Genomic DNA, 26,699 nt, shown 5'->3' with positions numbered 1-26,699 from the left:
ACCATGGGCAAGCCCACGGGTTTCATGGAGTGGCAGCGCGTCCACGCACCCAAGCGGGACAAGGTGGAGCGCCTGGAGGACTGGCGCGAGCTGCACCTGCCGCTGGCGGCGGACGAGGCGAAGCGTCAGGCGGGGCGCTGCATGGACTGTGGCATCCCCTTCTGCCACCAGGGATGTCCGCTGGGGAACCTCATCCCGGACTTCAACGACGCGGTGTACCGGGGTCAGTGGAAGGAGGCGTACCAGGTGCTCAGCCGCACCAACACCTTCCCGGAGTTCACCGGACGGCTGTGCCCCGCGCCGTGCGAGGCCGCGTGCGTGCTGGCCATCGACCGGGACGCGGTCACCATCGAGCAGATGGAGAAGGAGATCTCCGAGCGCGCCTTCGCGGAGGGCTGGGTGAAGGCCCGGCCTCCGGCGCGGCGCACGGGCAAGCACGTGGCGGTGGTGGGTTCCGGGCCCGCGGGCCTGGCGGCGGCGGCGCAGCTGAACGCGGCCGGGCACAGCGTGACGGTGTACGAGAAGGACAGCCGCGCCGGAGGCCTGCTGCGCTACGGCATCCCGGACTTCAAGCTGGAGAAGGCGGTGCTGGACCGCCGGCTCGCGCTGATGGAGGCGGAGGGCATCGTCTTCCGCACGGGTGAGGATGTGGCCGTCACGCCGGGCTGGCGCGCGCTGCGCGAACAGTACGACGGCGTGGTGCTGGCCCTGGGCGCGCGCAAGGCCCGCGAGCTGGACGTGCCGGGCCGCGAGCTGTCCGGCGTGCTGCAGGCCATGGACTACCTGGAGCACCAGAACCGCGTGGTGACGGCGGGAGCGGCGCCGGACGCGCGGCTGGAGGCCCAGGGCAAACGGGTCATCATCCTGGGCGGCGGCGACACGGGTTCGGACTGCCTGGGCACGGCGCTGCGCCAGGACGCGGCGAGCGTGATGCAGGTGGAGCTGCTCCCCGCGCCGCCGCAGCTGCGCGCGAAGGAGAACCCGTGGCCGCGCTGGCCGCTGGTGTTCCGCACGTCGTCCAGCCAGGAGGAGGGCGGCGAGCGCGCCTTCGCGATGATGACGAAGCGGCTGGAGGGCGAGGACGGCCAGCTGAAGCGCCTGCACGCGGTGCGCGTGGAGATGCAGCGCGAGCCGAACGGCGCACTGAAGCTGGTGGAGGTGCCGGGCTCCGAGGAGGTGTTCGAGGTGGACCTGCTCGTGCTCGCCATGGGCTTCACCGGCCCGAACACGGACCGGCTGGCGGAGGAGCTGGGCGTGACGCTGTCGCCGCGCGGCACGGTGCAGGTGGACGCGAAGTTCTCCACCTCCGCGCCGGGCGTGTACTGCGCGGGCGACGCCAGCCGGGGCGCGAGCCTCATCGTCTGGGCGCTCGCGGACGGACGTGAGGCGGCGCGCGCGCTGGACACCTGGCTGTCCGGCACCGCCTCCGTGCTGCCCACGCGCGGTCAGGACTGCGCGTTCTAGGCACCGCGTCCCGTCAGTGGACGCGGGCCGCAGGCGCCTGGAGGAAATCGAGCGGCAACTCCCGCGGCTGCGTCCTGAAGCCGGGACGCAGCTCCAGCAGCTGCTTCACCACGCCGATGTCACGGATGGGACCCACCGTGAGCGTCGGCGCGGGCGCACCGGGAGGCACGTCCAGGGGCACGCTCCCGGCGAGCGCCTCCATCCGGGACAGGAAGCCCAGGTCCAGGTCGATGAACCATCCGCACGTGGTGCAGCTGGCCAGCTCCTGCAGCCGCTGATGCCGGCGCAGCAGGTCCGCGAACGGCCACGACGCCACGGCGGACCCGAACTGGGCATCCGGCACGGTGAACATGAAGCCCGGGCCCCCACCCGTCAGGAACTTGGACAGCCGGGCCGGGATGCCCGACGTGGGGCTGACGTGCACGAAGGCCAGGTTGTCCGTGCCCGAGAAGTCGTTCGTGCCCGTGTCCTTGAAGTGACAGCCATTGCACGTGTTGACGGAGAACTCCTTCCGCGCGCAGACCTCCGTGGCATCCGTGGGCACCACGCTGAAGCCTTCCCAGTGGGTGGGCGGCGCCACCAGCGCGTTGGCGCCCAGGAACGGTCTGCCATTGAGGGTGCGAGGCACCGTGAAGTGCGCGGTGCACCGGGTGGGGACAGTCACCGGCTGCTCGACGCCGTTCTTGACCTGCGTGCGGACGAAGGTGTCGATGTCCGGATCCGTCTGGGAATCGTGGGTCGCGTCATCGGGAGTCAGCGCCATCGTGTGGACGCGCAGGGGCCCATTGGAGGGCTTGTCCTTGCCGGTGACGGGGTGCTCGTCCGCCAGCCGGAACTCCCGCATCTCCCACGGAAACGCCAGGGCCACCTCGTTGGTGCGAATCTGGTTGAGCGCGTTCGCGTTGCCCTTCCCCGGAGCCCGTCCCCGCAGGACGACGCTCTGGGTCATCTGCGTGAGCTGTGCCTTGTAGGCCACGTTGAAGGACGTGAACGTCCCCAGCAACGCCCACTGCCGTGCCCAGGCGACGACCGGCGCGCACCCTTCGCCGGGCACGCCGTATTCGAAGATGACGGTGAAGGGCTTGAGGTTGCAGGTCGCCTCCGTGCCACCGCCCCAGGGCGAGGGGCGCGTCAGCCCGAAGATGAAGCGCAGCTCGCCCGGGTCCGTCGGCTTGTCGTCGTAGTCCCGGGTGCCGGCCAGGTCGATGCGGTTGACGATGGACAGCAGCCGGAAGGGCGCGATGTCCAGGTCCAGCGGCTTGCTCAGCACCACCTCCCAGCGGCCCGTGGAGGTGTTCTGCTGGAGGGCCGAGGTCGCGCCGCTGGCGGCGGCCCAGGGGGCAATCACTTCGTCATGCATCTTGCGGCGCGCGGGCACCGTGTCGCCGTTGGACTGGAAGTCATTGAGCCAGAGCGACAGCCAGTTCAGCACGAAGGCCTCCGGCCGCGCGCCGGAGCCCTGGGCCATCTCCCGCATGAGGTGCGCGAAGGTCCACACCCCGCCCTTCGTCCCCGCGCCGGTGCAAGGGTCCCACGTGCGCGCCGGGTCGAGCACCACGGCCGGGTCGCGGATCATCTGCGTCCGCTCCCACTGGGGCTGGGTGGAGGTCGGCACCAGCGGGCAGTTCGTGACCGGCGTCCGCGCGCCCCACCTGAAGGCCTCCGCGTCCACGGGAAGCCCCTCATAGCGGGCGACCGGGTGGCGGCCGTTGAACAGGATGGACTCCCGGGTGGTCGACCCAAGTTCGCCCGAGGCCAGGCGGCGCTCGTTCTCCTGGCGCCGCTCCAGCTCCGAGTCCGGGAGCCGCGCGAAGAGCGTGAAGAAGTCAGGACCGGGGCTCGAGGGAATCGCACCCAACCGGGCCAGCGTGTCGGAGTGGAACAGGACCGAGGGCCGCGCCGGGTCTCCCACCACGCGCACCAGGCTGTCCGCGAGGAGCCGGTTGGCCGGAGGCGGCAACTTCACGTGCACCGCCGTCGTCTCCCCCAGCGGCGTTGGCTGTTCCAGCTTCTGGACGAAGGTTCCGGCGACGGACAGGCCCGGCACGAGAGGCAGCTCACCCAGGCTCGTGCTGCTCCCCCGCGACTCCTCCGCGGCGTCCTGCCGCGAAGGTTCCTGCGCCGGATCCTTCGCGCAGCCACTGACTGCCAGCGCGGCTCCCAAGACGGCGATTCTCAACTCCTCGCACTTCCGAAACATACATGTCCCCCCGGTAATGCCAGCCTTTGCATGAACTGGCTGGCATTGACTCAACGCCGCAGGGGTGAAGTGCGCGCACGGACGTCCAACCCATGACGGGTCGCAGTCTCGCCCCGGACAAGGTGCTGCCCGCGCGAGTGATCAGCAGGGGCTCCACCCATTCCCTTCCCGACAGGCTCACGGCCTCGCGGGGTCCACACGCTTGGAGGCCCAACGCATCACGGGGCCACCCGCGTGAAGCGGAGGGCCCCGTGTCCACGGCATCGACTGGGAGAGGATGTTACGCGGGCACGGGCTCCGACGAAGCGGCGTGCTCCGGAGCGATGGGCTCGCTCGCGACGGGCGGCGTGGGGACGGCGAGCGCGGCGGTGGGGACCTCGCCCACGGTCTCTCCGTGCTGGCTCAGGTCGAGGCCCTCCTCCTCCTGCTCGCGGGTGACGCGCAGCGGGACGATGCGGTCGACGATCTTGTAGAGGATGTACGAGCCCACGAAGGAGAAGACGGAGACGACGACCAGCGCCAGCAGGTGCATGAGGAAGGTGCGCGTGCTGCCGTAGAGCAGGCCCACGTCCTTGGCGAGCACGCCGGTGAGCACCATGCCCACGATGCCGCCCAGGCCATGGCAGGGGAACACGTCGAGCGTGTCATCCAGCGCGGTGCGGCTCTTGAAGTGGACGGCGGCGTTGCTGACGAAGCTGGCGACCAGGCCCACCACGATGCTCTGCCCCACGGTGATGAAGCCGGCGGCGGGGGTGACGGCGACCAGGCCCACCACCGCGCCCACGCAGGCGCCCATGGCGCTGGGCTTGCGGCCGCGCAGCCAGTCGAAGGCGATCCACCCGAGCATCGCGGCGGCGGAGGCCGTGTTGGTGGTGGCGAAGGCGAGCGTGGCCAGCGACGACGCGGACAGCGCGGAGCCTGCGTTGAAGCCGAACCACCCGAACCACAGCATGCCCGTGCCGAGCATCACGAAGGGAACATTGGCGGGAGCATGCGTGGCGTGCGTCAGGTGCACCTGGCGGCGGCCCAGGACGATGGCGCCCGCGAGCGCGGCGAGGCCCGCGGACATGTGCACCACGGTGCCACCGGCGAAGTCGAGCACGCCCCACTGGCGCAGGAAGCCCTCCGGGTGCCACGTCCAGTGGGCGAGCGGCGCGTAGATGAAGACGCTGAAGAGCACCATGAAGAGCAGGTACGCCTTGAAGCGCACGCGCTCCGCGAACGCGCCGGTGATGAGCGCCGGGGTGATGATGGCGAACTTGAGCTGGAAGAGCGCGAAGAGGAGCAGCGGCACGGTGGGCGCCAGGTCCGGGTGCGTCTCGCCGCCCACGCCGCTGAACATGAAGAAGGTGCGCGGATCACCGATGAGGCCGTGGAAGCTGTCGCCGAAGCAGAGGCTGAAGCCCACCACGACCCACAGCACGCTGATGACGGCCATGGCGATGAAGCTCTGCATCAGGGTGGAGACCACGTTCTTCAGCCGCACCATGCCGCCGTAGAAGAACGACAGGCCGGGCGTCATCAGCAGCACCAGCGCCGTGGCGGTGAGCAGCCACGCGGTGTCCGCCGCGTTGATGGGACCGCCCTGCTTCACCTGCGCCGCCGGGGCCACCAGCAGTCCCGCCACCCCCACCGCCACCAGCAGGACCATCGCCATCCACTTCTGCATCGCCGCACCTCTCCAGAGAGCTGACGCGATGCATTGTGGGTTCTATGCGGGCTAGTTTCAACCCTCCGGAAGCTAAAACCCATCGAATTAAGTCTAAATTTCAAATCAATAGACCCAGCACACAACATTTCAGCAGCAACCACCAGGACGGCGGCCTGGTCGCTACCTTCTGTCCAGGATGCGTCCCTGCCCATCGATGGCGTAGACGGCGCCCCCGTCCAGGATGGGCTCGCTCAAGCCGCAGCGTGATGGCTGCGGGGAGAACCACACGAAGAACAGGTCGGCTCCCGATTGGAGGACATGGGTGTCGTAGGTGCTACGTCTGGAGAGGCACTGCGCCATCCGCTTGTCAGGGTTCTGGGTCTGGAGCTCCGAACCCGGGGGAAGGAACTCGTTCATCGCGACCTCAAGGGCGGCCATCACGGGGCCCTCCAGGTGGACACCTTCCTTGAACGAGTTCGGGAACACCACGGCCGCGGCCTCTTGGGGAGGCGCCCACGAGGCCTTCTTCGCCTTGTGATACCCGAGCAGCGAACACCCGGTCAGTGGAAGGCAGAGCAGGGCAAGCCACATGGACGTCTTCATCGCGAATCCTCCCTGCGAACGACTACGGCAACCATGACTGCCCCTCGAACAGGTCGAAGCTGAAGTCCCCCGCTGTTCCGGAAGCCTTCCCGATGGGGATCCATCTTCCACTTCGCAGCGCCGACACGACCCGGGAAGAGTAGTTGTAGTCGTACGCAAGGCATCCACCATTCCGAGGCCCATAGAAGAGGCGCAGTTCGTGCTCCCAGATCCGTCCGGACCTGTCCACGAAGCGGGCGGAGCCCCACGGCGACCAATCCGGCTCGTGGTTCGCGCCCATGTCCTCGCGGGAAAACTCCCAGTTGTGGGGATGCGGATGCGCGGGTCCAAGGATGACGGGGTCGCGGGTGTTGGCATCCCGGAGCGCCAGCGGCACCTTGCAGTACTTCCTGCCTCCTGCCCCATCACCTCCCAGGTCCGAGAAGTAGCTGAGGAAATAGGCCTGCTCTTGAGGGGAGTAGTACCAGAGCGCGCAGTACTCCTTGCCCTGTCGGCCATGCAGGGTCGAAGCACCGGGCATCTGGATCATCCGCTCACAGGCAACTTGAGCCAGCTCCTCGCGTGTCTTGAAGGGACCCGCCAGGGGCCCCTCGACCTCGTACATGCCATTGGCGAGCTGGCGTACACGAACGTTCGGATGCGGCGCCGAGCATCCCAGCGCCAAGAGCAACAGCATCCAGTATGGATTCGTTGGCATCCAAGCTCCTGTGGCAAACGCACGTGGGTCAGTCCTCGGAGTCGTCAGTGCCGAGTTCTACAGGCAGCGGGTTGTTCATCAGGGTGAGCCGCCCGGGGAGCTGGACCACCAGGAAGCCCTTGCCGTCGATTCGGATCTGCATGCGGTGGACGGCCTCGCCACTCTTGATCCAGGCCTCCGCTTCGTCCCGGGTCGCGAAGTCCCGCTCGACCTTGATCTTGAAGTTGGGGTCGAGGCGCTCGCGGTAGTAGTGCGCGAAGTCATCGAGTTTGCCGTGCTCACGGACGTAGAGCAGGCAGAACGCAGCGGTTTCAAACGCCTTCGACTCCCGAGAGCCTTTCCCTTGGCGCTCCATCGCGGCCCCGAGGACTTCGAGGACTTCCTCCACGTTGACTTCCGGTTTCTTGCTCAAGGGCGACGCCTTTCCGTCAGATGTGCCTCAGCACCAAAGAGCCCGCCGGTGCCACGACGAACGTGAAAGCCCCCGCGACGATAACAACGGTTCCCAGCACGACCTCTGTCTTGGGCCCCGGAGCCAGTCCAGCGCGGTTTCATGTCGGGACGTTGGGTGTGTCCACAAGCGGTAGCGATCATCACCGTGAGGATGAAGAAGGCCCCGGCATGACAACCGGGGCTTCCGTGCCGGACGCTGGGGCTCATGGGAGTCACCCCACTCCCGAGCTCCAACCGCCTTCAAGCCGCGACGGGCCTCTGTCCTGCGCAGGTCAGTTCACCTGCGCGAGCGAGCCATCGACTTCCGCGTCCTCGTTCTCAGACGCGTCCTCTACCGCGTCCACGCCCTGCGGAATCCCATCCACGTAGGTGACGACGTTGTTCGGCAGCGCGGCCACGCGCGGGCCCGGTGTCACCACGCCCGTGAGGTTCAGCGGATCCACTCCGGACAGCTGGATGCGCACGCCGGACGGAGGCGCGCGCCGCACCGCGCGCGCCATGTCCACGGCTTCCGGCAGCGCGAACTGCTCACCCACGAAGCCCGATACGAAGCGCCCACCGCGCAGCTCGCCTCGTGCCTCCATGCGCCGGTAGACGAACAGCAGGTCGCGCCACGTGGGCGCCAGCGATTCGCGCATCACCAGGTCGCGCCAGACGATGCCGTAGCGCTGGAGGAACAGCTTCGCCAGCGACTCCGTCACCTCTTCCTGCGACTTCGGCTCCGCTGGCGCCAGCAGGCTCCAGCGGCCCGGCCCGCCCCGGTTGAGCAGCTTCTGCCGCTTGCGGTGCGCCGGGCTCTGCAGGATGCGCAGGTTCTGCACCGCGTCCGCCGTCACGAGCCCCTTCGCCACCAGCTCCCACAGCGCGTCCTCCACCTCCGCCGGCAGCCGCCGCGCTCGCGTCACCAGGTCCTGGAAGAAGCACGCGCCCCGCCGCTCCAGCACGCCCACCACGTCCTTCGCCGCCGCGCTCAGGTCCGGCGGCGTCCACACGCCTCCGTCCGCCAGCACCGCGTGCGGACGCGCCGCCGCGAGCATCCACTCCAGGTCCTCGCGCACCGTGAACGTCAGCGGCGCGTTGCGCGTCGGGGATGACCGCTTCGCCACCACCGGCTCTGGCGCCTCCACCGGCGCGCCCCGGCGCGGGCCCGCGGGCTTCGGCGGATCCTTCAGCGTCACGCGCCCCCACGCCACCTCGCCCGCGTAGCACGCGCGCTCCATCAGGTCCGGCGTGTAGCCCCTCATGCGCGCGGGCAACAGGAAGCGCTCCCACGCGGAGGCCGGCGCTTCGTACCCCTGCAGCAGCCGCACCGCCTTGAGCAATCCCGTGGAGCCTCGCAGCGCGTCCACGTCCTCCAGGTGGTGCCACCGGAAGAGGAAGCGCATGAAGTCCTGCGGGCTCAGCGGTTCAATCTCGCGACGCAGCCGCCCCACCGTCAGCCGGTGGATGCGCTGGAGCAGGCGCCGGTCGCACCACTCCAGCACCGGGCTTCCGTCCGCGTCCCGAGGCACCGGCACGTCGTCCTGCGCGCGGAACTGGCCTCGCAGCACACTGCCCTGGCTCTCCAGGTTGTGCAGCGCCAGGTTGATGTCGTCCGGATCCAACAACGTCAGCCGCGCCAGCTCCGTCACCGTGGTGGGCCCCACCAGCTCCATCCGCCCACGCACCACCTGGAGCACCGCCGCGTCGCGCTCCACCGGCCGGTCGTATTCCAGCACCGGCAACACCGGCTGCGTCTGCGCGTCCGGGAAGAGCGCTCGCACCGCGTTGCCCCGCTCCGCCGACACCAGGAACCGCCCGCCCTGCCGCTCCAGCCAGGCCACGCGCCCCTGCTTGAAGAGCCCTGTCTCCAGGCCTCGCGGCACCTCCGACGCTCGCACCAGCACCAGCTGCAACAGCGCGTCGTGCAGCTCGTCCTCGTCGCGCATCGGCTGCGCGGCGTCCTCCACCACCTGCCGGATGGCGTTCGCGTCCAGCGCCCCGAACGCCGCCGCGTCCTCGGCGGGCATCGCGCGGCGCAGGGCCACGTTGCGCACGCGGCGCTCCTCGGCCGGCGCGTCGTCCAGGAAGGTGTAGGGCTGGCTGTTGATGAGCGCGTGCGCGAAGACGCTCGGCTCCGGGACGTCTCGCGCGACCAGCTGGATGCGCCCGTCCTTCATGCGCCGGAGCACCTCGCGCAGGCCGTCGATGTCCATCGCCTCGCGCAGACAGTCGTCCATCGTCTGCTTCACCAGCGGATGGTCCGGCAACTCCACGTCCCCGCCGCCGTGGTTGTCCTGGCAGCCCACCTGCGCGGGGAACACCGCCGCCAGCAGGTCCTCGCTGCGCGCGCGCTGGAGGTTCGGCGCCACGCGCTTGCCTCCCATCATCCGGTGCAGCGTCAGCGCTCGCGACGCCACCCACCGGAAGCGCGTGCCAAAAATCGGCGCCTGGAGGATGGCCTGCACCAGCACCTCCTCCACGTTGTCCGGGTGCAGGAAGTCGAAGATGTCCGCCAGCGGGAACGAGTGCTGTTCCCCCAGGCTCAGGAGGATGCCGTCCTCCGTGGCCGCCGCCTGCAACTCGAAATCGAACGAGCGGCAGAAGCGCTTGCGCAGCGCCATGCCCCACGCGCGGTTGATGCGGCTGCCGAACGGCGCGTGGATGATGAGCTGCATGCCGCCCGCCTCATCGAAGAAGCGCTCGGCGACGATCTGCGTGTGGCTGGGCACCACATCGCCCAGCATCTTCTTGCCCAGCCGCAGATAGCCCAGCAGCGCGTCCACCGCGGGCGGGGGCACGCGCAGGAGCTTCTCCAGGAAGCCCGCGGGGTCGTCGTGGCGCAGTAGCTCTTCGCGCAGCCGACCTACCTGGAGGCTCAGCTCGTCCGTGCGGCCCGGGGCCTCGCCACGCCAGAAGGGCACGTTGGGCGGCGCGCCCTTCGCGTCCTCCACCATCACCGTGCTGCCCATGACGCGCTGGATGCGCCACGCGGTGCTGCCCAGCAGGAAGATGTCTCCCGGCGAGGACTCCACCGCGAAGTCCTCGTCCAGCGTGCCCACCACCTTGCCTTCCGGCTGCGCGGTGACGCTGAAGTTGAACGTGTCCGGGATGGCGCCGCCGTTGGTGAGCGCGGTGATGCGCACGCCCCGGCGCCCCTTGAGCCGCTGGTTCACCCGGTCCCGGTGCAGATGGATGCTGCCCCGGCCCCGGCGCTCGGAGACGCCTTCCGACAGCATCTCCAGCACCTGCTGGTACTCCTCCCAGGTGAGGTCCTGGTACGGGTACGCACGCTGGAAGATGCTGAAGAGGGCGCGCTCGTCCCATTCCTCGCACGCGCACGCGGCGACAATCTGTTGCGCCAGCACGTCGAGCGGCTTCTTGGGGATTCGGACCGCGTCCAGATCTCCCTCGCGCACGGCGTTGAGGAGCGCGACGCACTCCACCAGTTCGTCGCGCGTCATCGCGAAGAGGATGCCCTTGGAGATGCCCGCCTTGTGGTGGCCAGCGCGGCCCACGCGCTGGAGCAACACGGAGATGGCCTTGGTGGTGCCCAACTGCACGACCAGGTCCACGTTGCCCACGTCGATGCCCAGCTCCAGCGACGCGGTGGCGACCATCACGCGCAGCTGGCCGGCCTTGAGGCGCTCCTCGGCGGACAGGCGCATTTCGCGGGACATGCTGCCGTGGTGCGCGGCCACCGACTGCTGGCCCAGGCGTTCGCCCAGGTCGTGCGCCACGCGCTCGGACATCTTGCGCGTGTTGACGAAGATGAGCGTGGTGCGGTGCTCGCTGGAGAGCTGGATCAGCCGGTCATAGACCTGCCCCCACATCTCGTGGCTCGCGATGGAGGACAGCTCCGCGTCCGGGATCTCGACCTTGAGGTCCCACGGACGCTGGTGGCCCACCTCCACGCGCTTGCACTCGGTGAGGGACGCGCCGGTGAGGAAGCCGGAGATGGCGTCCAGCGGCTTCTGCGTGGCGGACAGGCCCAAAAGCTGAGGGCGCACGTCGGTGAGGGCCTTGAGGCGCTCCATGGACAGCGCGAAGTGGCTGCCGCGCTTGTCTCGGGCGAGCGCGTGGATTTCGTCCACGATGACCGTGCGCACATGGCGCAGGGTGGCGCGGGCGCGCTCGGCGGTGAGGTAGAGGTAGAGGGACTCGGGCGTGGTGATGAGGATGTGCGGCGGGCGGCGCACCATCTGGGCGCGCTCGCCGGCGGGCGTGTCGCCGGTGCGCACCTGCACGCGCAACTGCTGCGGTTCGTAGCCCTCCTCGCGCGCCAGGGTCATCAGCTCCTCCAGCGGCTGGAGGAGGTTCTTCTGCACGTCGTTGCCCAGGGCCTTCAGGGGCGACACATAGAGGACTCGCGTGTGGTCTGGCAGCGTGCTGTCGAGCGCCATGCGAAACAGCGAGTCCAGCGCCGCGAGGAACGCCGTGAGCGTCTTGCCGCTGCCCGTGGGCGCGGCGATGAGCACGTCGTGGCCGGCCTGGATGAGCGGCCAGCCTTCAACCTGCGGCCGGGTGGGTTCGCCCAGGCGTGAGGCGAACCAGCGCCGCACCACCGGGTGGAAGGCGGCGAGCGCCGGATGGGCCGCGAACTCCGACGTGAAGGCGAGGGCGATTTGAGGGGACATGGCGGGCTCCCAGAGGGCCAGCCTGAACACAGGTACAGCGCGTCGTCAACGGACGCCGGGTGCCCACCCGGGGCCCAGGCCTCCCTCCAGACGGGGGGTCTGTGCCAAGGAATGCGGCGCGGTAGCCTCGTTCGGATGACCCAAGTCTTCTTCTCCGACCTGGAGACACACTCGCCCAGCGGGCGCTTCACCCTGACCGCCCGCTCACCCCACAACGGGGCGATCCTCCGCCGCGGCGGGCGGAAGGCTTCCTGGTGGTGGGGCAGGCGCACCGCGTTCCAGAACGAGTTCCGCTTCCAGTTGCTCGAACACATCCGCGGGAGCGCCGAGCCTCGCCTTGTCTGGGAGCGGTGGCAGAAATGGAACGAGAGCAGTCCGCACCAACTGTTCGTCTCGGACACGGGCTGGTCCATCCTCCGGACCCACGGCCCTCAGCTCATCGCCGTGTCTCCCTCGGGACGCGACGTGCTTCGGGTGGACATCCTCGGTCCCAGGGAAGGGAAGGTGGGACGCAATGCGTGGCAGGCCGACCACGCCACGTACACGACCGCGGGGCTGTTCTGGTCGAAGCATGCGTGGCCCTACTTCTTCCGCGACGCCGAGACGGACTTCTTCATCTGGCGGACCCACAGAGGGCAGCGGCTGGTGCTCGACCTCACCCACGCGGCCATCCTCCCGGAGGCGGATGTCCGGGCTCGCGAATGGGATGCCGCGGAGCAGCGCGATGCGTCCGCGCTGCTGGCGATGCTGACGGAGCAGCTCCAGGAGGTTCAAGCGCTCCTGTCGAAGTCATCCACCGCTCCGCAGAAGGAAGTCCCTAGCGAGTTGCGGAAGCACCTCGACAGGGTGGTGGGCGCCGTCGTGCTGGTGGGCGCACACCGCATCCACGCGTGCCTGCCACTCCTCCAGCAGTGGGAATCCGTGGAGGATTGGAGCAGCGTCTCGCGCAGTTCCGTGTTCCACGAAGCGTCCCTGGAGGAGCAGGCCTTCCGCCCCATCGTCCAGCAGTCCCTCCGGCGGCTGGGGGTCCAGCCCCGGGGCTTCGCGGCCTATTCCTTCCTCGACGCGAAGCATGAACGGTACGCGATCCCAGAGTGCCTGCCGGACCGGCGCGAGCGGGCAGCGACCCTGGAGAAGACGATGTCGGCCTGGGAAGTCCTCCAACGGGTGGGAGCACCGGACCTCATCCATCACGGGACCGAGATCTCCGACGACGTGGAGCGCGCGTTCGAGCACTGGGAATACGACTTCCAGGCCGACGGCCAGTGGACGACGCTTCAGTTGCGCTGGGAGCTGAACTCGCGCCCGCCCTTCATCGCCGAGCTCCAGGAACGCCCTGCCTCCTGGCTCCAGTCGAACGCGCGCGAGCGGGCACTGCTGGAGCGCTAGGCTGGAGCCACGGCTCACCTCAGCCAGACATCGCAGTGCGGACAGCGGTCCAGCGACAGGGTGGGCGATCCGTCCGAATCCGTGTTGTCGAAGTCCCGCAGGTTGTTCCCGCATCCCGGACACAGCAGGTGGAAATACGTGCTGACCATGGAGGTCAGGCTGGCGCAGATGAAGCCCGCCGCGAAGGGGACCCCCGCCAGGTCCCACCCGTCCGGAGGAGGCGCGCGCCGCAGGAAGAGCCAGAGGCCCCCGCCCAGCAGCCCCACGACACCGCCCGCGAACACCACGGTGTTGTGCAGCGCCAACCGCCTGCTGAACTCCTCGCGGATCCTGACGAACCGCTGGAAGTCCAAGTCCCTCCGGTCGGACACAGTCAGCACCGTCCCCGTGGCGGGCGAGCTGTCCTGGACCGCTTCCCGCGCCGACGCCGCCAGCGCGCGGTGGTTCTCCGCCGTGGACTGGAGCGCGGAAGCGACCCCCGCGAGGTCCCGCAGGAGCTCCCGGATGGACTCTTCGGAGAGCGAGCCCCTTGGGGAGGCGGTGAGCTCCTGCCCCTGGAGCTGGAACGGAGCACCGCGAGCCTGGAGCTGGCGCAGCGCATCGCGGACGACGGGTTCGCCCAACAGGCGGATGACCGCCGCTGGATTCGCGCCCCGGATGAGGAACGCCGCATCCAGCGCGGACTGGCCCACCTGGATGTCCCGTTCCTTCGAGGCCCCGCGCCAACGCAGCCCCCACCCCTGGGGGAACAGCGCGAAGTCCTGAGGCAGCTTCACCCCCAGCGTGAGACGAAGCCGTGAGGCTCCCGTGCGCAACAGGGACACCTCCACCGGATGGCCCCGGTAGCGCCCCGCCAGCAGCACGCGCGTGGACGACGGGAACGGTGACAGCTCCAGGATGGGGCCCAGTGCCCGCCAGCGACGCCGGGCCCATGCGCGGCGCCACGCCCGGAGCGTCAGGGGTGTCAGCGCCAGTACGGTCGCGACGGCAAGCCCGAGGAACCCAGGGGACATTGTGAAGCCCAGGCTAAACGCGGATCCAACACGGAGAAAGCACGGCGTCCAACGGTGCCTCCCCACCCCGGTCCGAGTGAAGCGTCCGAGCACGGAACGTCCGGGAGAAAGTGGCCGCGCGGGACGGGAACCCAGGCACACTGAGCGCCTTGAAAAGGAGCCACACCATGAGCTGGGAAGAAGACCTGCAGGGCCGTGAGCCCCCGCCCTCCCTGGAGACGCTCATCGTCCCGCGCGTGCGCGACCTGGGCGATGGCTTCCACGTGCGCCGCGCCCTGCCCTCCGCGCGCCGCCGCATGGTCGGCCCCTTCATCTTCCTGGACCAGATGGGCCCCGCGGACTTCGACCCCGGCCGCGGCCTGGACGTGCGCCCCCATCCGCACATCGGCCTGTCCACCGTCACCTATCTCTTCGAGGGCGAAATCCTCCACCGCGACTCGCTGGGCTTCGTGCAGCCCATCCGCCCCGGCGCCGTGAACTGGATGACCGCCGGCCAGGGCATCGCCCACTCCGAGCGCACCGGCCCCGAAACCCGCTCCGCCGGTGGCCGCCTCTTCGGCATCCAGGCGTGGATCGCCCTCCCCAAGCAGCACGAGGAGGTCGCCCCCGCCTTCGTCCACCACCCCGCGGACACGCTCCCCATCATCGACGGCGAGGGCATCCACCTGACCGTCATCGCGGGCCAGGTGCATGGCGGCAAGTCCCCCGTGCGCGCCCACTCCGACCTCTTCTACGCGGACGCGAAGATGGAGGCGGGCTCCCGCTTGAAGCTCTCCGCCGAATACGAGGAGCGAGGCCTCTACCTCGTCGAGGGCACCGTGGAGGTGGAGGGCACGCGCTTCCAGCCCGGCGAACTGCTCGTGTTCAAGCCGGGCAGCGAAATCATCCTCAAGGCGGAGTCCTCCGCGCGGATGATGCTCCTGGGCGGCGAGCCCATGGACGGCCCGCGCTACCTCTTCTGGAACTTCGTGTCGTCCTCCAAGGACCGCCTGGAGGCCGCCAAGGCGGACTGGAAGGAAGGCCGCTTCGCCGCCGTGCCCACGGAGACGGAGTTCATCCCCCTGCCTCCGGATGATCCGCCGGCGCCCGTGCGCTACCCGTAGAGCCGGCGCACCGGCGCGAGCGTGCCCGCGGGCCGCTGCGACTTCGCCTGCGACCACGTCAGCCGGTACGTCGCCGCCGTCCCGTCGAAGGCGATGGGCTTCACCTCGGGTGAGCCCGCGCCCGACGCGCGCAACGTCTCCGCCAGGAAGCCGCAGGCGAAGAAGGGGTTGTCCGCCAGCACGTCCTTCACCCACAGGGTGGCGTCCTGCTTGGACAACTCCTCCACCCGCACCTCGTTGAAGTTGTTGCCCGCGCGCAGGTTGTACGGCACGCGCTCCAGCGTCTTCTGCGGCCCCAGGTGCGTGACCAGCTGCATGCTCGCCCGCCCCACGGACGTCTGCTGGAAGCCCTTCAGGTAGCGGGCGCCCAGCTCCAGGTAGGCCGACTCCAGGGACTGGCCGGGGAAGACGTCCCGCGCGGCCACGTCCAGGAAGACGCGCCACTGCTCCAGCGAGTAGTGGGGGCGCAGCGGCTCGGACAGGTTCAGGCCCGCGGCCTTCAGCTTCTGGCGCCCGTCACGCGTCAGGTACGGCCCCAACGCACGCACGAAGAGGGCTTCCACGCTCTGGGCGAAGATTTGCTTTTCGGATGGGACCATGCCCCCAGGGTGGGGGCGCGCCTGCGCATCCGGAAGGGTGGCCGCAATGCATCCGTCCACGAGTCGTCAAACCCGTAGGATTTTCAGCCTCGCGGCAGACGCACCGTGAAGGTCGTCCCCTGGGCCTCGGTGGAGGTCACCTTCACGGTGCCGCCGTGGGAGTGGACAATCTGAGCGGTGATGTAGAGCCCCAGGCCCAGCCCTCCGGCCGCGCCACGCTCCCGGTCGCTGCGGCCGGCGCGGCGCCACGCGGCGAAGAGGTGCGGCAGCTGCTCCGCCGGAATGGGCGCGCCCAGGTTGTGCACCCGCACCACGGCCTCGCCATTCAGCCCCTCCGCGCTCACGCGCACGGGTGAATCCGAAGGGCTGAACTTGAGCGCGTTGGACACCAGGTTGCCCACCACCTGCTCCAGCCGGTCCGCGTCCCACGCGCCGCGCCCGTCCCCCTGCATGTCCAGCAGCACCTCGCGCTGGGGCTGGCTGGCGCGCACTTCCTCCACCGCGCCGCGCACCACGTCGAACAGGTCACACCGCGAGCGCACCACCGGCAGCCCCGCGCCCAGCCGCGCCCTGGCGAAGTCCAGCAGCTGGCGGATCATCCGCTCCATGCGCTCGGCGCTGGTGAGGATGCGCTCGGTGAAGACGCGCTGGCGGTCGGACAGCTCCCCCTGGCGCTGGAGCTGCTGCGCGGACATGGACAGCGCGTTGAGCGGGTTGCGCAGGTCGTGGCCCAGGATGCCGATGAACTGCTCGCGGAAGTCCTCCGCGTTGCGCAGCTCCGTGACGTCCTGACCGGTGGCGATGACGGCCTCCACCGCGCCCGTGGGGCCGGTGGCCGGGGACATCGTGTACTCGAAGTGCCGCGGCCCCTGGTCCGAGGACAGGGTGACGCGTCCGCGCTGCACCTGGCCCGTGCGCCGCGCCGCGTCCAGCGCCGTCGCGTAGGACTCCAGCTGCGGGTCGATCACGCGAATCGCGTCCATGCTCCTGCCCGGCACGTGCACGTGATGCGAGCCACGCGACGCGGCCACGGCCTGGTTCGCGTAGATGAGCGTCCCGTCGCCGTCATAGAGCGCGATGGGGTCCGCCGCCGCGGCCATGGCCAGCTCCAGGAGGCGGCGCTGCTGCTGCACCTGGTCGGAGAGGACGCGCACCTCGCGCTCGGCGCGGCGCAGGCGCAGGAGCGCGTGCACCTGGGCCACCAGCTCCTCTGGATCCACCGGCGCCACCAGGTACGCGTCCGCGCCGTGCTCCAGCCCCTGCGCCCGGTCCGCGGCGCCCACCGCCTGCGCGGACAGGTGCAGCACCAGCGCGCTGCGAGTGCGCGGGGAGGCCTTCAGTCTCCGGCACACCTCCAGGCCGCTCATGTCCGGCAGGCGGACGTCCAGGATGACCAGGTCGGTGTGCTCGTCCGCGAGCGCCAGCGTCTCTCCGCCCGTGCCCGCCTCCAGGACCTGGAAACCCGAAAGGGACAGCACGCGCGACGTGACGTAACGGCTGGCCAGGTCGTCATTGACGTTGAGGATGATGGGCGCGGAGGACATGCGAGCGGATGGAACCGTGGCCCTTCTTCGTAATGGCTGCCCCCGGGCGCGCCAAGTGTTGCACGTGGGAAAATGTCTTCTCCGACGGAACAGCCAGGGGAACGGGCGTCCGCCGCCGCTCGCTGGATGACAGGGTGGCTCCCGCGCCAGCCGGATTCGCGATAGGGATGGTCCATGCGCCCTCCCTGCCGCCCGCTTCCCGCTGATGGTCGCTTCCTCCAGGCCGTGGGGCCCACGCCGCTCGTGCCCGTGCGGCTGGACCCGGAAGGTCCGACCATCTGGTGCAAGTTGGAGTTCCTCAATCCCAGCGGGTCCACGAAGGATCGCATCGCCCGGTACATGCTGGAAAAGGCGTGGCGTCTGGGGGACCTGAGCCCGGGCGGCGACGTGGTGGAGGCGTCCAGCGGCTCCACCAGCATCGCCATGGCGTTGGCGAGCGCGCAGATGGGCTGCCGCTTCACGGCGGTGATGCCGGAGGGCGTGACGGAGGAGCGGCTCATCGCCATCCGCGCCTACGGCGGCGAGGTGGAGCTGGTGCCGCGCTCGGAAGGCATCCGGGGTGCCATCGCGCGGGCGGAAGCGCTGGCGAAGGAGCGCGGCGGCTACGCGCCCCGCCAGTTCGAGAACCCGGACAACGCGGAGGCGCATCGCGTGTGGACGGGGCAGGAAATCCTGGCGCAGGTGCCGGGCGGGCTGGTGCACGGCGTGGTGAGCGGCGTGGGCACGGGCGGCACCATCGTGGGCCTGTTCCAGGCGTTCGCGGAAGCGGGCTGTCCGGTGACGCCCTTCGTGGCGCGGCCCATCGCCGGGCTGGGCTGCGACATCGAATGTTGCAGCTTCAGCGCGCGCGTGCCGGGCGTGGTGGACGGCCTGTCGCGGCTGTACCGCGAGGCGGACATGCCGGGCCGCGTGGAGCTGGATATCTCGGATGACCTGGCCATGCGCACCGCGCGGGCGCTCATCCGCCGGGGCTTCCCGGTGGGCCCGTCCTCCGGCCTCAACTACGCGGCGGCGGTGGAGGCGGCGAAGCAGTTGGGCCCGCAGGCCCAGGTGGTGACGGTGTTCCCGGACCGCATGGAGCGCTACTTCTCCACGGAGCTCGTGCAGCCCCGGGCCGCGCCCAAGGCCAGCTGAAGGCCCCTACGTGCGCATGCGCACGCGCGTCTCGTGCACCGTGTCCGGAGGCGGCGCGGTGCGCTCGCGCTCCTGGGCGCGCATCAGGCGCAGGATGCTGGGCCCCAGGACGTCAATCTCCGTGGAGGCGTAGGCCTCCGTGCCGAAGCGGCGGATGGAGTCCGTCTGCCGCTCCAGGATGCGCACGTCCTGCCCGAAGATGTGCAGGCCCACCGGCAGCACGAAGGGCACCGCGGCCTTGAGCAGCCAGCGCGGCACGGGCAGCTTCACCGTCACCACCGCGTACACGAGCGTGTCCCAGTCATCCACCGGAGTCATGGCGGAGTTGACCAGGATGTGGCTCTTCTCTCCGATGCGGTACTCCACCTGCGCGATGGACGGCATCAGGAAGCGGTCGAAGTGCTGCACCACCCCGCCCCCCGGCGCGAGCAGCCGCCCCACGAGCCCCTTGGGCGCGGGCTCGCCCAGGTACTCCGCCTCCACGCGGTCCGCGCTCCTGCGCACCACCACGTCGATTTCGTTCTTCTTCTCCGCGGTGCGGAACAGGCCACCGTGGAGGAAGGCCGTGTGCGGCACGTCCAGCGTGTTCTCCAGCACCGCATGCAGCGAGCCCGGCGCGCGCAGCACCCGGCGCACGGTGGTGTACTCCGCCGCGTCCAGCAGCGGGAAGCGGAAGGGCTCCGACGTGGGCTCCACGCCGGGCGTGGAGTAGACCCAGACGAAGCCGTCCTGCTCGCGCGTCGGGTAGGAAGCGGCGCAGCGGGAGCGGGCCTCGGGCTCACCCACCAGGCCGGGGATGAGCCGGCACTGGCCTCCGGTGTCGAAGCGCCACCCGTGGTAGCCGCACTCCAGCTGCCCGTTCTGCACGCGCCCCAGTGACAGCGGCACGTTGCGGTGCGGACAGCGGTCCATCAGGGCGCCGGGCTTGCCGCCCTCGCCCCGGAAGAGCACCAGGGGCGTGCCCTGCAGCGTGCGCGCGAGCGGCTTGTCCCCCAGCTCGCGCGACGTGCAGAGGATGAACCAGGAGTGCGGAAGCCGGACGACGGAGATGTGACTGGGGGACGCACCTGGGGTGCGCCCCTCCTCGCGGGCGGTCATGCGCCCAGTCTAATGGGCCCGGGCCTCCGTGCACGCCCCCTTCAGGCGGGCAGGTCGGCGAAGCGTTGGGCGGCCTCCGGGTTGAGGGGCTGAGGCATCACCCCGCCGCTCATCCTCCGGCAGGACTCTTCGCAGCGGCGGCACGCGTCCGCGCAGGCCTCCATCATCCCCTCGTCGCCCATCTCCTCGCAGGCGGTCGCGCAGGCGGCGCACACCTCCGCGCAGGCGAAGCATGTGCGCGAATGCAGGTCCGAACCGCGCAGCATGAAACGCGCGCTCGTCTCGCAGATGTCCGCGCAGTCCATCAGCAGCCGGAGGTGCCCGGGCTCGGCGAGCCTGCCTCCCTGCTTCAGGCAGTCCGCCAGGGTCTCCAGGCAGACGCGGCGACAGGCCGTGCAGTTGTCGATGCACACCCGAATCGCGTCGTCGCCTCGCATCACTTCGGCATTCGCCATGGTGGGGGTCCTTTCGGGCCTCACGGTGGGCACGCGCGGGGACGCCACCATCCCGCCGCGCGCGCCCGACTGGCCGGTTGCTTCCGGACTAGAGCTTCAGCCGCCGCAACCGCAGGGCGTTGCCGATGACGGACACCGAGGAGAGGCTCATCGCCGCGCTCGCGAACAGCGGGCTCAGGAGCAACCCGAAGACGGGGTACAGCACGCCCGCCGCCAGCGGCACTCCCAGCAGGTTGTAGACGAAGGCGAAGAAGAGGTTCTGCCGGATGTTGCGCAGCACGGCCTGGCTCAACCCACGCGCCCGAGCGATGCCTCGCAGGTCGCCCTTCACCAGCGTCACGCCCGCGCTCTCCATCGCGATGTCCGTGCCCGTCCCCATGGCGATGCCCACGTCCGCTCGCGCCAGCGCCGGTGCGTCGTTCACGCCGTCGCCCGCCATCGCCACCACGCGCCCCTGGGCTTGCAGCGCCTTCACCGCGTCGCCCTTCGCGTCAGGCTGCACGCCGGCAATCACCTCCGTGATGCCCAGCCTGCGCGCCACCGCGTGCGCCGTCGTCGGGCTGTCTCCGGTGAGCATCACCACGCGCAGGCCTTCGTCCCGCAGCCTCGCCAGGGCCTCCGGCGTGGACGGCTTCAGCGGATCCTCCACCCCCAGGAGCCCCGCCGCGCGGCCATCCATCGACACCAGCACCACCGTCTGGCCCTCCTGGCGCAGCGCCTCCGCGCGCTCCGTCAGCGCCTCCACCTCCACGCCCAGGCTCCGCATCAACGCCGCGTTGCCCAGCGCGACCTCGCGTCCTCCCACGCGGCCCCGGACGCCCTGCCCTGGCACGGACTGGAAGTCCTCCACGCCACCGGGGGACACGCCTCGCTCCCTCGCGCCCGCGACCACAGCGGCGGCCAGCGGATGTTCGCTGCCTCGCTCCAGGCTCGCGGCCTGGCGAAGCAGCTCGGAGGCGTCCACACCAAGCGCGGGCTCCACCGTCACGAGTCGCGGCTTGCCCTCCGTGAGCGTGCCCGTCTTGTCCACCACCAGCGTGTCCACCGCCGCCATCCGCTCCAGCGCCGCCGCGTCGCGGATGAGCACGCCCATTCGCGCGCCCTGCCCCGTCCCCACCATCACGGACATGGGCGTGGCCAGGCCCAGCGCGCACGGGCAGGCGATGATGAGCACCGCCACCGCGTTCACCAGCGCGTGCGCGAGCCTCGGCTCCGGACCCCACACGCCCCAGACCACCGCCGTCACCACCGCCACCGCGATGACCGCGGGCACGAAGATGCCGGCCACCCGGTCCGCCAACCGCTGGATGGGGGCGCGCGTGCGCTGCGCCTCGGCCACGCGCTGGACGATGCGCGACAGGAGCGTGTCCTGCCCCACTCGCTCCGCGCGCATCACGAGCGTGCCCGTGCCGTTCAGCGTGCCACCCGTCACCTTCGCGCCCGGGCCCTTCTCCACCGGCACGGGCTCACCGGTGACGAGCGATTCATCCACCGCGCTCGCGCCCTCCAGCACCTCGCCGTCCACCGGCACCTTCTCACCGGGGCGCACGCGCAGGCGCCATCCGGCGTGCACCTGGGACAGCGGCATGTCCTCTTCGTGGCCGTCGTCCGAGATGCGCCTCGCCGTGGCGGGGGCCAACGACAACAGGGCCCGCAGCGCACCGGACGTCGCGTGGCGGGCGCGCAACTCCAACACCTGCCCCAGCGCCACCAGCGTGAGGATGATGGCCGCGGCCTCGTAGTAAACGGGCACGGTGCCGCCGTGTCCCGTGCGCGCGCCTTCCGGCAACAGGTGCGGGAACAGCGTGACTCCCACGCTGAAGACGTACGCCGCGCCCGCGCCCAGCGCGATGAGCGTGAACATGTTCAGGTGCCGGCTCTTCACCGACGCCCAACCCCGCTGGAAGAACGGCGCCCCCACCCACAGCACCACCGGCGTCGCCAGCGCGAACTGCGCCCACACGAGCGCCGAGGGCGACAGTCCGTGCCGCACCGGCAGCATGTCCGACATGCCCAGCAGCATCAGCGGCGCGCTCAGCACCAGGCCCACCCAGAACCTTCGCGTCATCGAACGCAGCTCTGGATCCGGCGGCTCCTCCACCGTCACCGTGCGTGGCTCCAGCGCCATGCCGCACTTCGGGCAGGTGCCGGGCCCGTCGCTCACCACCTCCGGGTGCATCGGGCAGGTGTATTCGACGCGCGTCTGGAGGACGGGCGGCGCTTCGGACTCCAACGCCATGCCGCACTTCGGGCACGCCCCTGGCGCGTCCTGCCGCACCTCCGGATCCATGGGGCACACGTACACGGCGCCCGGCGCGGCGGGCGGTGGCGGCGTCCGGGGCTGGAGGAACCGCGCGGGGTCCTCCTGGAAGCGCTCGCGGCACTTCGGGCCGCAGAAGAACCAGGTGTGCCCTTCGTGCTCCCAGCTCCCGCCCTTCGGTGCGCGAGGGTCCACCTCCATGCCGCACACGGGGTCGATGGCGGGCCCCTCCCCGCCCACGGAGGGCGGCGACCGGGGTGAAGGCGGAACAGGGTGATGCGGATGGTGATGCGTCATGGGAAGCCTCCTTTCCCCGGGCCAACGCGGCACCCGGCGCGCTCTTACACATGCGTAACCCTCCCTCCCGAAGCCCGTGCCGCCCGCGCTCGTCCCACTGGGAGGCAGGGCGCCAGGCGGGCCTGGGGGTTTGTCCGCACGGGGCCTTTTCCGGTAGGACGCGGCGCCAGCGGCCTGGAGTTCCGGGGGCTTGCGCGTCTGGCCGCGACGAGTCCGACGCGAAACGGCCAGGAAAATCCGCTCGCTCCGTATGGCCAGGGAAGCAAGGTCGGGGCCCGACCAGAGAGGGCATCGAATGCGACGCATGTGGGGGACGTGGGGGGCGCTGCTGGGCCTTCTCACCGGCGGCTGTGATGCCATCGACCTGTCGGAGCTCACCCAGCGCGACGCGAAGACCCGCGTTCGCCCGGAGCCTCCTGGCGAGCACTGCGAGTTCGGCGGAGACGCGGTGGAGTCCGGCCTGGACCGGGACCGCGACGGGGAACTGGACGACGCGGAGGTCTCCTCCACCGACTACGTCTGCGACGCCGCCCTGCCCCAGGTCCGCACCCGCGCGCGGACCGAGCCACACGGCGCGAACTGCACACTGGGGGGACGGGCGGTGCAGTCCGGCCTGGACCAGGACGGCAACGGGCAGCTCGACGACGCGGAGGTCTCCGCCACCGACTACGTCTGCGCCACCTCGGTCGCCAACGTGCTCCTGCGCGTGCGGCCGGTGACTCCGGGCGCGCGGTGCACGATGGGCGGGCAGGTGTCTCACGCCGGCCATGACGCCAATGGCAACGGGCTGCTGGAGGACGAGGAGATTGCCCAGGAGGTGTACGCCTGCGACGAACCGGCCCCCGTGCTCTCACGCGCGCGTTCGCTCCCGGCCTTCACCGCGCCCTGTGAGGGCGATGAAAGCGGCGGCGTCGCGGTGGAGGCCGGCCTGGACCTGGACGGAGACACCGCGCTCTCGATGTCCGAAGTCGAAGCCACTCAATACGTCTGCGACCTGGAGCCGGCCGACCTGAAGCTCCGCCACCAGGCGGAGGCCGCGGGGCCGAACTGCGCTCGGGGCGGCACGCGCGTGGACGCCTTCCAGGACCTGGATCACGACGGCCAGCCGGACCGCGATGGCTTCGCGACGACCCTGTACGTGTGTCAGGCCGCCCGCGTGCACGACGGGGACTTCGTGGTGTCGAGCCCCGTGGACCTGGTCGCGCTCGAGGGCGTCACCCACCTGCGCGGCGGGCTGACCCTCTCCGCGCCCACGCTCACCGACGCGTCCCTGCCCGCCCTCGCTGTCATCCAGAAGGGCTTCACGGCCCGGGGCAACTCGAGCCTGCGGCGGCTGTCCCTGCCCGCCCTGCGCTTCGTGGGCGGAGACGTGACGGTGAGCGCCAACGCCCGGCTGGATTCGCTCATGCTGGGCACGGCGACGGCCTTCCCCCTGTGGGTCGAGCGCAGCCTGTTCGTGGAGGACAACCCCATGCTCCCCACGCTGAACGGGCTGGCGGCGGTGCAGCCGCGCGACAGCATCATCCTGCGCGCGAACAACGCGCTGGTGGAGCCCGGCCAGCTGCTCAACATCACCCAGCTCCTGGGGTCCCTCATCATCGAGGACCACCTCCGGATGGAGCAGATGCCCTTCTACCGCCTGGTCCGGGTCCACGGGGATGTGCGCATCACGAACAACGCCGCGCTGGCGAGCACCTTCGGGCTGGGCGAATTGACGTCCGTGGACGGTGCGCTGGAGCTGCGCGAGAACGCCGTGCTGGAGTTGCTCAAGCCGCTGGGCAAGCTCAGCTCCGTGGGTGAGCTGGGCATCATCGGCAACCCGCGGTTGACCGACACGACGGGGTTCGACCGCCTCTCCTACGCGGGCCGCGTCTTCATCCAGGGCAACCCGCAGCTGGAGAGTGTGGGCGACATGCCGTCGCTGGAGCAGATCACGCAGGACATCACCCTGAAGTACAACGCGAAGCTCCAGCGCGTGCACCTCCTGCCCCGCCTGCGGAGCGCGGGCGCGGTGGTGACCGTGGGCAACACCGTGCTGACGTCCCTGGAGGGCTTCCACCCCCTGACCCGGATGGGCTCGCTGCAGGTGCTGGGCAACCCGGCGCTCAAGTCCCTGGGCGACCTGACGTCGCTGCGCGAGCTGGAGACCCTCAGCGTCCAGGGCAACATGGCGCTCACGGACTTCGGCCTGACGGAGCTCGCACGCGTGTCGTTGGACTTCGTCGTCGTGGACAACCCGAAGCTGCCCACGTGCCGGGCCACCGCGCTCGCGGCGAGCGTGTTCCAGGGCGAGCCGTGGGGGCTGACCATCGAAAGGAACGACGACGCCGCGACCTGCCCCTGAGGCCCCTGAGCCGAGGGCCGCCTCAGCGGCGCGGCTTGCAGGAGCAGTCCAGACAGCCGTGCGCCGCGCACGCGCCGCAACCGCGCTCCAGCGAACGCTTGAGCGCGAGCCGTGCACGGTGCAACCGCACGCCCGCGTTGTTGGGGGTGATGCCCACCTCGCGCGCCACGTCCGGCACCGCGCGCCCCTCCAGGTCCACCTCGCGCACGAGCTGGGCGTACTCAGGCTTGAGCGTGGGCAGCAGGTCCGCGAGGCACGCGCACACCGCGCCCTTCAGCTCCGGGTCCTCGGTGGCGGAGTCCGCGTCTCGCGCCTCCACCTCCAGCGCGCGTCCCTCCGCGACCTGCCGGCGGTGGTGATCCACCAGGGCGTTGCGCAGCAGGCGGTAGAACCACGCCACCGCGCCCTCGCCGTCCTTCAGCGCCCCGCCCTTCTCCAGGGTGCGGGCGAAGGCCGTCTGGAAGAGGTCCTCCGCGACGGCCCGGCTGCCCACCCGCCGCTCCACGAAGGCGAGGAAGCGGCGCTGATGGGCCAGGAGCGCCGCCACCACGTCCTCGCGGTCCGGGGGCAGCCCTGCGTTTGGCCCTTCAGCCTCCATGCGACTCCCTGACGACTACGGAGGGCCGTTGCCCTGGCGCACCGAGTTCAGCTCCACCGCGGTGGCGTAGATCTGCGCCCACGCACGGTACTTGAACTTCGACAGCGTGCCCTTCTGGTCGTTCGCGTAGTCGAACATGTCCTGGCGGAACTGCGCGTCCGCGGCCTTGCGGGCCTCCGGCTTCAGCGGCGTGCCCTTGCGGTCGTAGTAACGCAGCAGGTCGTAGCCGTAGTCGTGCGTCTTGGCCGCCTTGTCGAACTCCTTCACCGGGCCAATCTGGCCGGGGACAGAGGCGTAGCCGAGCGGATCCTGCATGCGCTGGCCGTGCGGCGTCTGGATGGCGTAGGGCTTGTAGCCCATCACCTGCTCGAAGTCCGCCGGAGGCGGGCGCGCGCCGGTGAGGTACTCGTTCATCAGCTTGCCGTGATCGCCCGGGGGCGCCTTGCTGATGGCGCCCGTGCGCTGGGCGGCGGTGGTGCCAGGGGAGAAGGAGTCCTTCACCACGTTGCGCGCGGCAGGGGCGGCGGGGCGCGCGGCGGTGGATTCCGTACCGGAGGAGGTCTGCGGCTGGCGGACGGGCGAGTTGCGGATGATCATGGGGGCCTGGGGGAGAAGTCTTCTCGATTTTTCGGAAACCGCCGCCCCAAAGTTGCGGATCCCCAACCAAAGTCGCGCAGAATGCATGCAACGCACCGCGTGGTGCACTGGGAGACACTGTGAAGAGCTACCCGTATTCCGAAGGAATCAAGGAACTGCGCGCCGGCAACTTCGAGAACGCGCAGCGTCTGGTCGAGCAGGCGAAGAAGCAGGGGGACGCTTCCGTGGAGGAGCTCACCGCCATGGCGTTCGCGATGGACGGGCACAACCAGCGCGGGTTCGCCACGGAGCTGCTGCAGGAGGCGCTGAAGCAGGAGCCCTCGGCGGTGGATCCGGCCTGTGCCCTGGCCATGTATCACCTGGAGAAGCAGGAAGACGCCCAGGCCGCGGCCGTCCTCAAGCCCGCGCTGGACGCAGCTCCGGATCACCCCAAGGCGAACCTGTGTATGGCCATGGCCCTGGCGAAGACGGAGGCCGCCAAGGCCCGCGCTCACGCCGCCAAGGCCGCGAAGGACACCGACGCGGACGTCCGCGCGCAGGCGGAGGCGCTGGACAAGGTGCTCTCCGAGCACGAGCCCCGCTAA

20 protein-coding genes are annotated in these 26,699 nt (G+C 70.3%); 6 read left to right on the top strand and 14 right to left on the bottom strand.

All coding sequences use genetic code 11. The features are described 5' to 3' along the window. Positions 1-3: 3 nt before the first annotated feature. The gene (locus tag GTZ93_RS04180; RefSeq protein WP_139914843.1) at positions 4-1,464 is read left to right on the top strand and encodes a glutamate synthase subunit beta; all 1,461 of its coding nucleotides are present in this window, start codon (positions 4-6) and stop codon (positions 1,462-1,464) included. A gap of 13 nt (positions 1,465-1,477) precedes the next feature. On the opposite strand, the gene GTZ93_RS04175 is transcribed toward GTZ93_RS04180, so the two are convergent. The 6 genes from GTZ93_RS04175 to GTZ93_RS04150 all read right to left on the bottom strand — a co-directional run bounded on the left by GTZ93_RS04175 (position 1,478) and on the right by GTZ93_RS04150 (position 11,684). Next, positions 1,478-3,643: a hypothetical protein gene (locus tag GTZ93_RS04175; RefSeq protein WP_139914842.1), complete on the bottom strand. Its 2,166-nt coding sequence runs from the start codon at positions 3,641-3,643 to the stop codon at positions 1,478-1,480. A gap of 301 nt (positions 3,644-3,944) precedes the next feature. Next, positions 3,945-5,333, bottom strand: coding sequence for an ammonium transporter (locus GTZ93_RS04170; protein ID WP_139914841.1), 1,389 nt, complete (start codon positions 5,331-5,333; stop codon positions 3,945-3,947). Positions 5,334-5,495: 162 nt separating this feature from the next. Next, positions 5,496-5,918: a hypothetical protein gene (locus GTZ93_RS04165; protein ID WP_139914840.1), complete on the bottom strand. Its 423-nt coding sequence runs from the start codon at positions 5,916-5,918 to the stop codon at positions 5,496-5,498. A gap of 22 nt (positions 5,919-5,940) precedes the next feature. After that, a complete protein-coding gene (locus GTZ93_RS04160) occupies positions 5,941-6,615 on the bottom strand; it encodes a hypothetical protein (RefSeq protein ID WP_139914839.1) in 675 nt (224 codons plus the stop codon). 28 nt (positions 6,616-6,643) lie between these two features. After that, positions 6,644-7,027, bottom strand: coding sequence for a hypothetical protein (locus GTZ93_RS04155; protein WP_139914838.1), 384 nt, complete (start codon positions 7,025-7,027; stop codon positions 6,644-6,646). Positions 7,028-7,340: 313 nt separating this feature from the next. Beyond that, positions 7,341-11,684, bottom strand: coding sequence for a DEAD/DEAH box helicase (locus GTZ93_RS04150; RefSeq protein ID WP_167547807.1), 4,344 nt, complete (start codon positions 11,682-11,684; stop codon positions 7,341-7,343). Positions 11,685-11,819: 135 nt separating this feature from the next. Here GTZ93_RS04150 and GTZ93_RS04145 point away from each other — a divergent pair, with 135 nt between their 5' ends. Next, the gene (locus GTZ93_RS04145; protein ID WP_139914836.1) at positions 11,820-13,073 is read left to right on the top strand and encodes a hypothetical protein; all 1,254 of its coding nucleotides are present in this window, start codon (positions 11,820-11,822) and stop codon (positions 13,071-13,073) included. Between the two features lie 14 nt (positions 13,074-13,087). Here the strand turns inward: GTZ93_RS04145 and GTZ93_RS04140 are convergent, their stop codons facing one another. After that, positions 13,088-14,086 carry a TFIIB-type zinc ribbon-containing protein gene (locus GTZ93_RS04140; protein ID WP_139914835.1) on the bottom strand — a complete coding sequence of 333 codons (999 nt, stop codon included), beginning with the start codon at positions 14,084-14,086 and terminating at the stop codon, positions 13,088-13,090. A gap of 167 nt (positions 14,087-14,253) precedes the next feature. On the opposite strand from GTZ93_RS04140, the gene GTZ93_RS04135 reads away from it, so the two are divergent. Beyond that, positions 14,254-15,189, top strand: coding sequence for a pirin family protein (locus GTZ93_RS04135; protein WP_120593383.1), 936 nt, complete (start codon positions 14,254-14,256; stop codon positions 15,187-15,189). Here GTZ93_RS04135 and GTZ93_RS04130 read toward each other — a convergent pair. Beyond that, the gene (locus GTZ93_RS04130) at positions 15,180-15,788 is read right to left on the bottom strand and encodes a DUF2378 family protein (RefSeq protein WP_120574385.1); all 609 of its coding nucleotides are present in this window, start codon (positions 15,786-15,788) and stop codon (positions 15,180-15,182) included. The two genes, GTZ93_RS04135 and GTZ93_RS04130, sit on opposite strands and share 10 nt — an antisense overlap. 83 nt (positions 15,789-15,871) lie before the next feature. After that, complete coding sequence (locus GTZ93_RS04125; RefSeq protein ID WP_139914834.1) at positions 15,872-17,332, bottom strand: sensor histidine kinase; 1,461 nt, start codon at positions 17,330-17,332, stop codon at positions 15,872-15,874. 174 nt (positions 17,333-17,506) lie between these two features. Between GTZ93_RS04125 and GTZ93_RS04120 the strand changes: the two genes are divergently transcribed. Then, on the top strand, positions 17,507-18,466 hold the full coding sequence (locus GTZ93_RS04120) for a PLP-dependent cysteine synthase family protein (protein ID WP_139914833.1): 960 nt from the start codon (positions 17,507-17,509) through the stop codon (positions 18,464-18,466). 6 nt (positions 18,467-18,472) lie between these two features. Here GTZ93_RS04120 and GTZ93_RS04115 read toward each other — a convergent pair whose 3' ends face one another. From GTZ93_RS04115 to GTZ93_RS04105, 3 genes are all read right to left on the bottom strand, one after another. After that, entirely contained in the window at positions 18,473-19,564 is a 1,092-nt protein-coding gene (locus GTZ93_RS04115) for an aromatic ring-hydroxylating oxygenase subunit alpha (RefSeq protein ID WP_139914832.1), read from the bottom strand. A 41-nt stretch (positions 19,565-19,605) separates the two neighbouring features. Further along, positions 19,606-20,019, bottom strand: coding sequence for a four-helix bundle copper-binding protein (locus GTZ93_RS04110; RefSeq protein ID WP_139914831.1), 414 nt, complete (start codon positions 20,017-20,019; stop codon positions 19,606-19,608). A gap of 88 nt (positions 20,020-20,107) precedes the next feature. Then, the gene (locus GTZ93_RS04105) at positions 20,108-22,576 is read right to left on the bottom strand and encodes a heavy metal translocating P-type ATPase (RefSeq protein WP_139914830.1); all 2,469 of its coding nucleotides are present in this window, start codon (positions 22,574-22,576) and stop codon (positions 20,108-20,110) included. 295 nt (positions 22,577-22,871) lie between these two features. Here GTZ93_RS04105 and GTZ93_RS04100 point away from each other — a divergent pair, with 295 nt between their 5' ends. Further along, a complete protein-coding gene (locus GTZ93_RS04100) occupies positions 22,872-24,920 on the top strand; it encodes a DUF7151 family protein (RefSeq protein ID WP_139914829.1) in 2,049 nt (682 codons plus the stop codon). Positions 24,921-24,942: 22 nt separating this feature from the next. On the opposite strand, the gene GTZ93_RS04095 is transcribed toward GTZ93_RS04100, so the two are convergent. Both GTZ93_RS04095 and GTZ93_RS04090 read right to left on the bottom strand, forming a co-directional pair. Next, complete coding sequence (locus GTZ93_RS04095; RefSeq protein WP_139914828.1) at positions 24,943-25,518, bottom strand: RNA polymerase sigma factor; 576 nt, start codon at positions 25,516-25,518, stop codon at positions 24,943-24,945. Positions 25,519-25,533: 15 nt separating this feature from the next. After that, positions 25,534-26,115 carry a hypothetical protein gene (locus tag GTZ93_RS04090; protein ID WP_139914827.1) on the bottom strand — a complete coding sequence of 194 codons (582 nt, stop codon included), beginning with the start codon at positions 26,113-26,115 and terminating at the stop codon, positions 25,534-25,536. Positions 26,116-26,234: 119 nt separating this feature from the next. Here GTZ93_RS04090 and GTZ93_RS04085 point away from each other — a divergent pair, with 119 nt between their 5' ends. Next, positions 26,235-26,699: a hypothetical protein gene (locus GTZ93_RS04085; RefSeq protein ID WP_139914826.1), complete on the top strand. Its 465-nt coding sequence runs from the start codon at positions 26,235-26,237 to the stop codon at positions 26,697-26,699.

It is taken from the genome of Corallococcus exiguus (genome assembly GCF_009909105.1).
Classification (GTDB): domain Bacteria; phylum Myxococcota; class Myxococcia; order Myxococcales; family Myxococcaceae; genus Corallococcus; species Corallococcus exiguus.
Note: the sequence above shows the minus strand (reverse complement) of the source record. Positions and strands in the feature narration are given on the sequence as shown.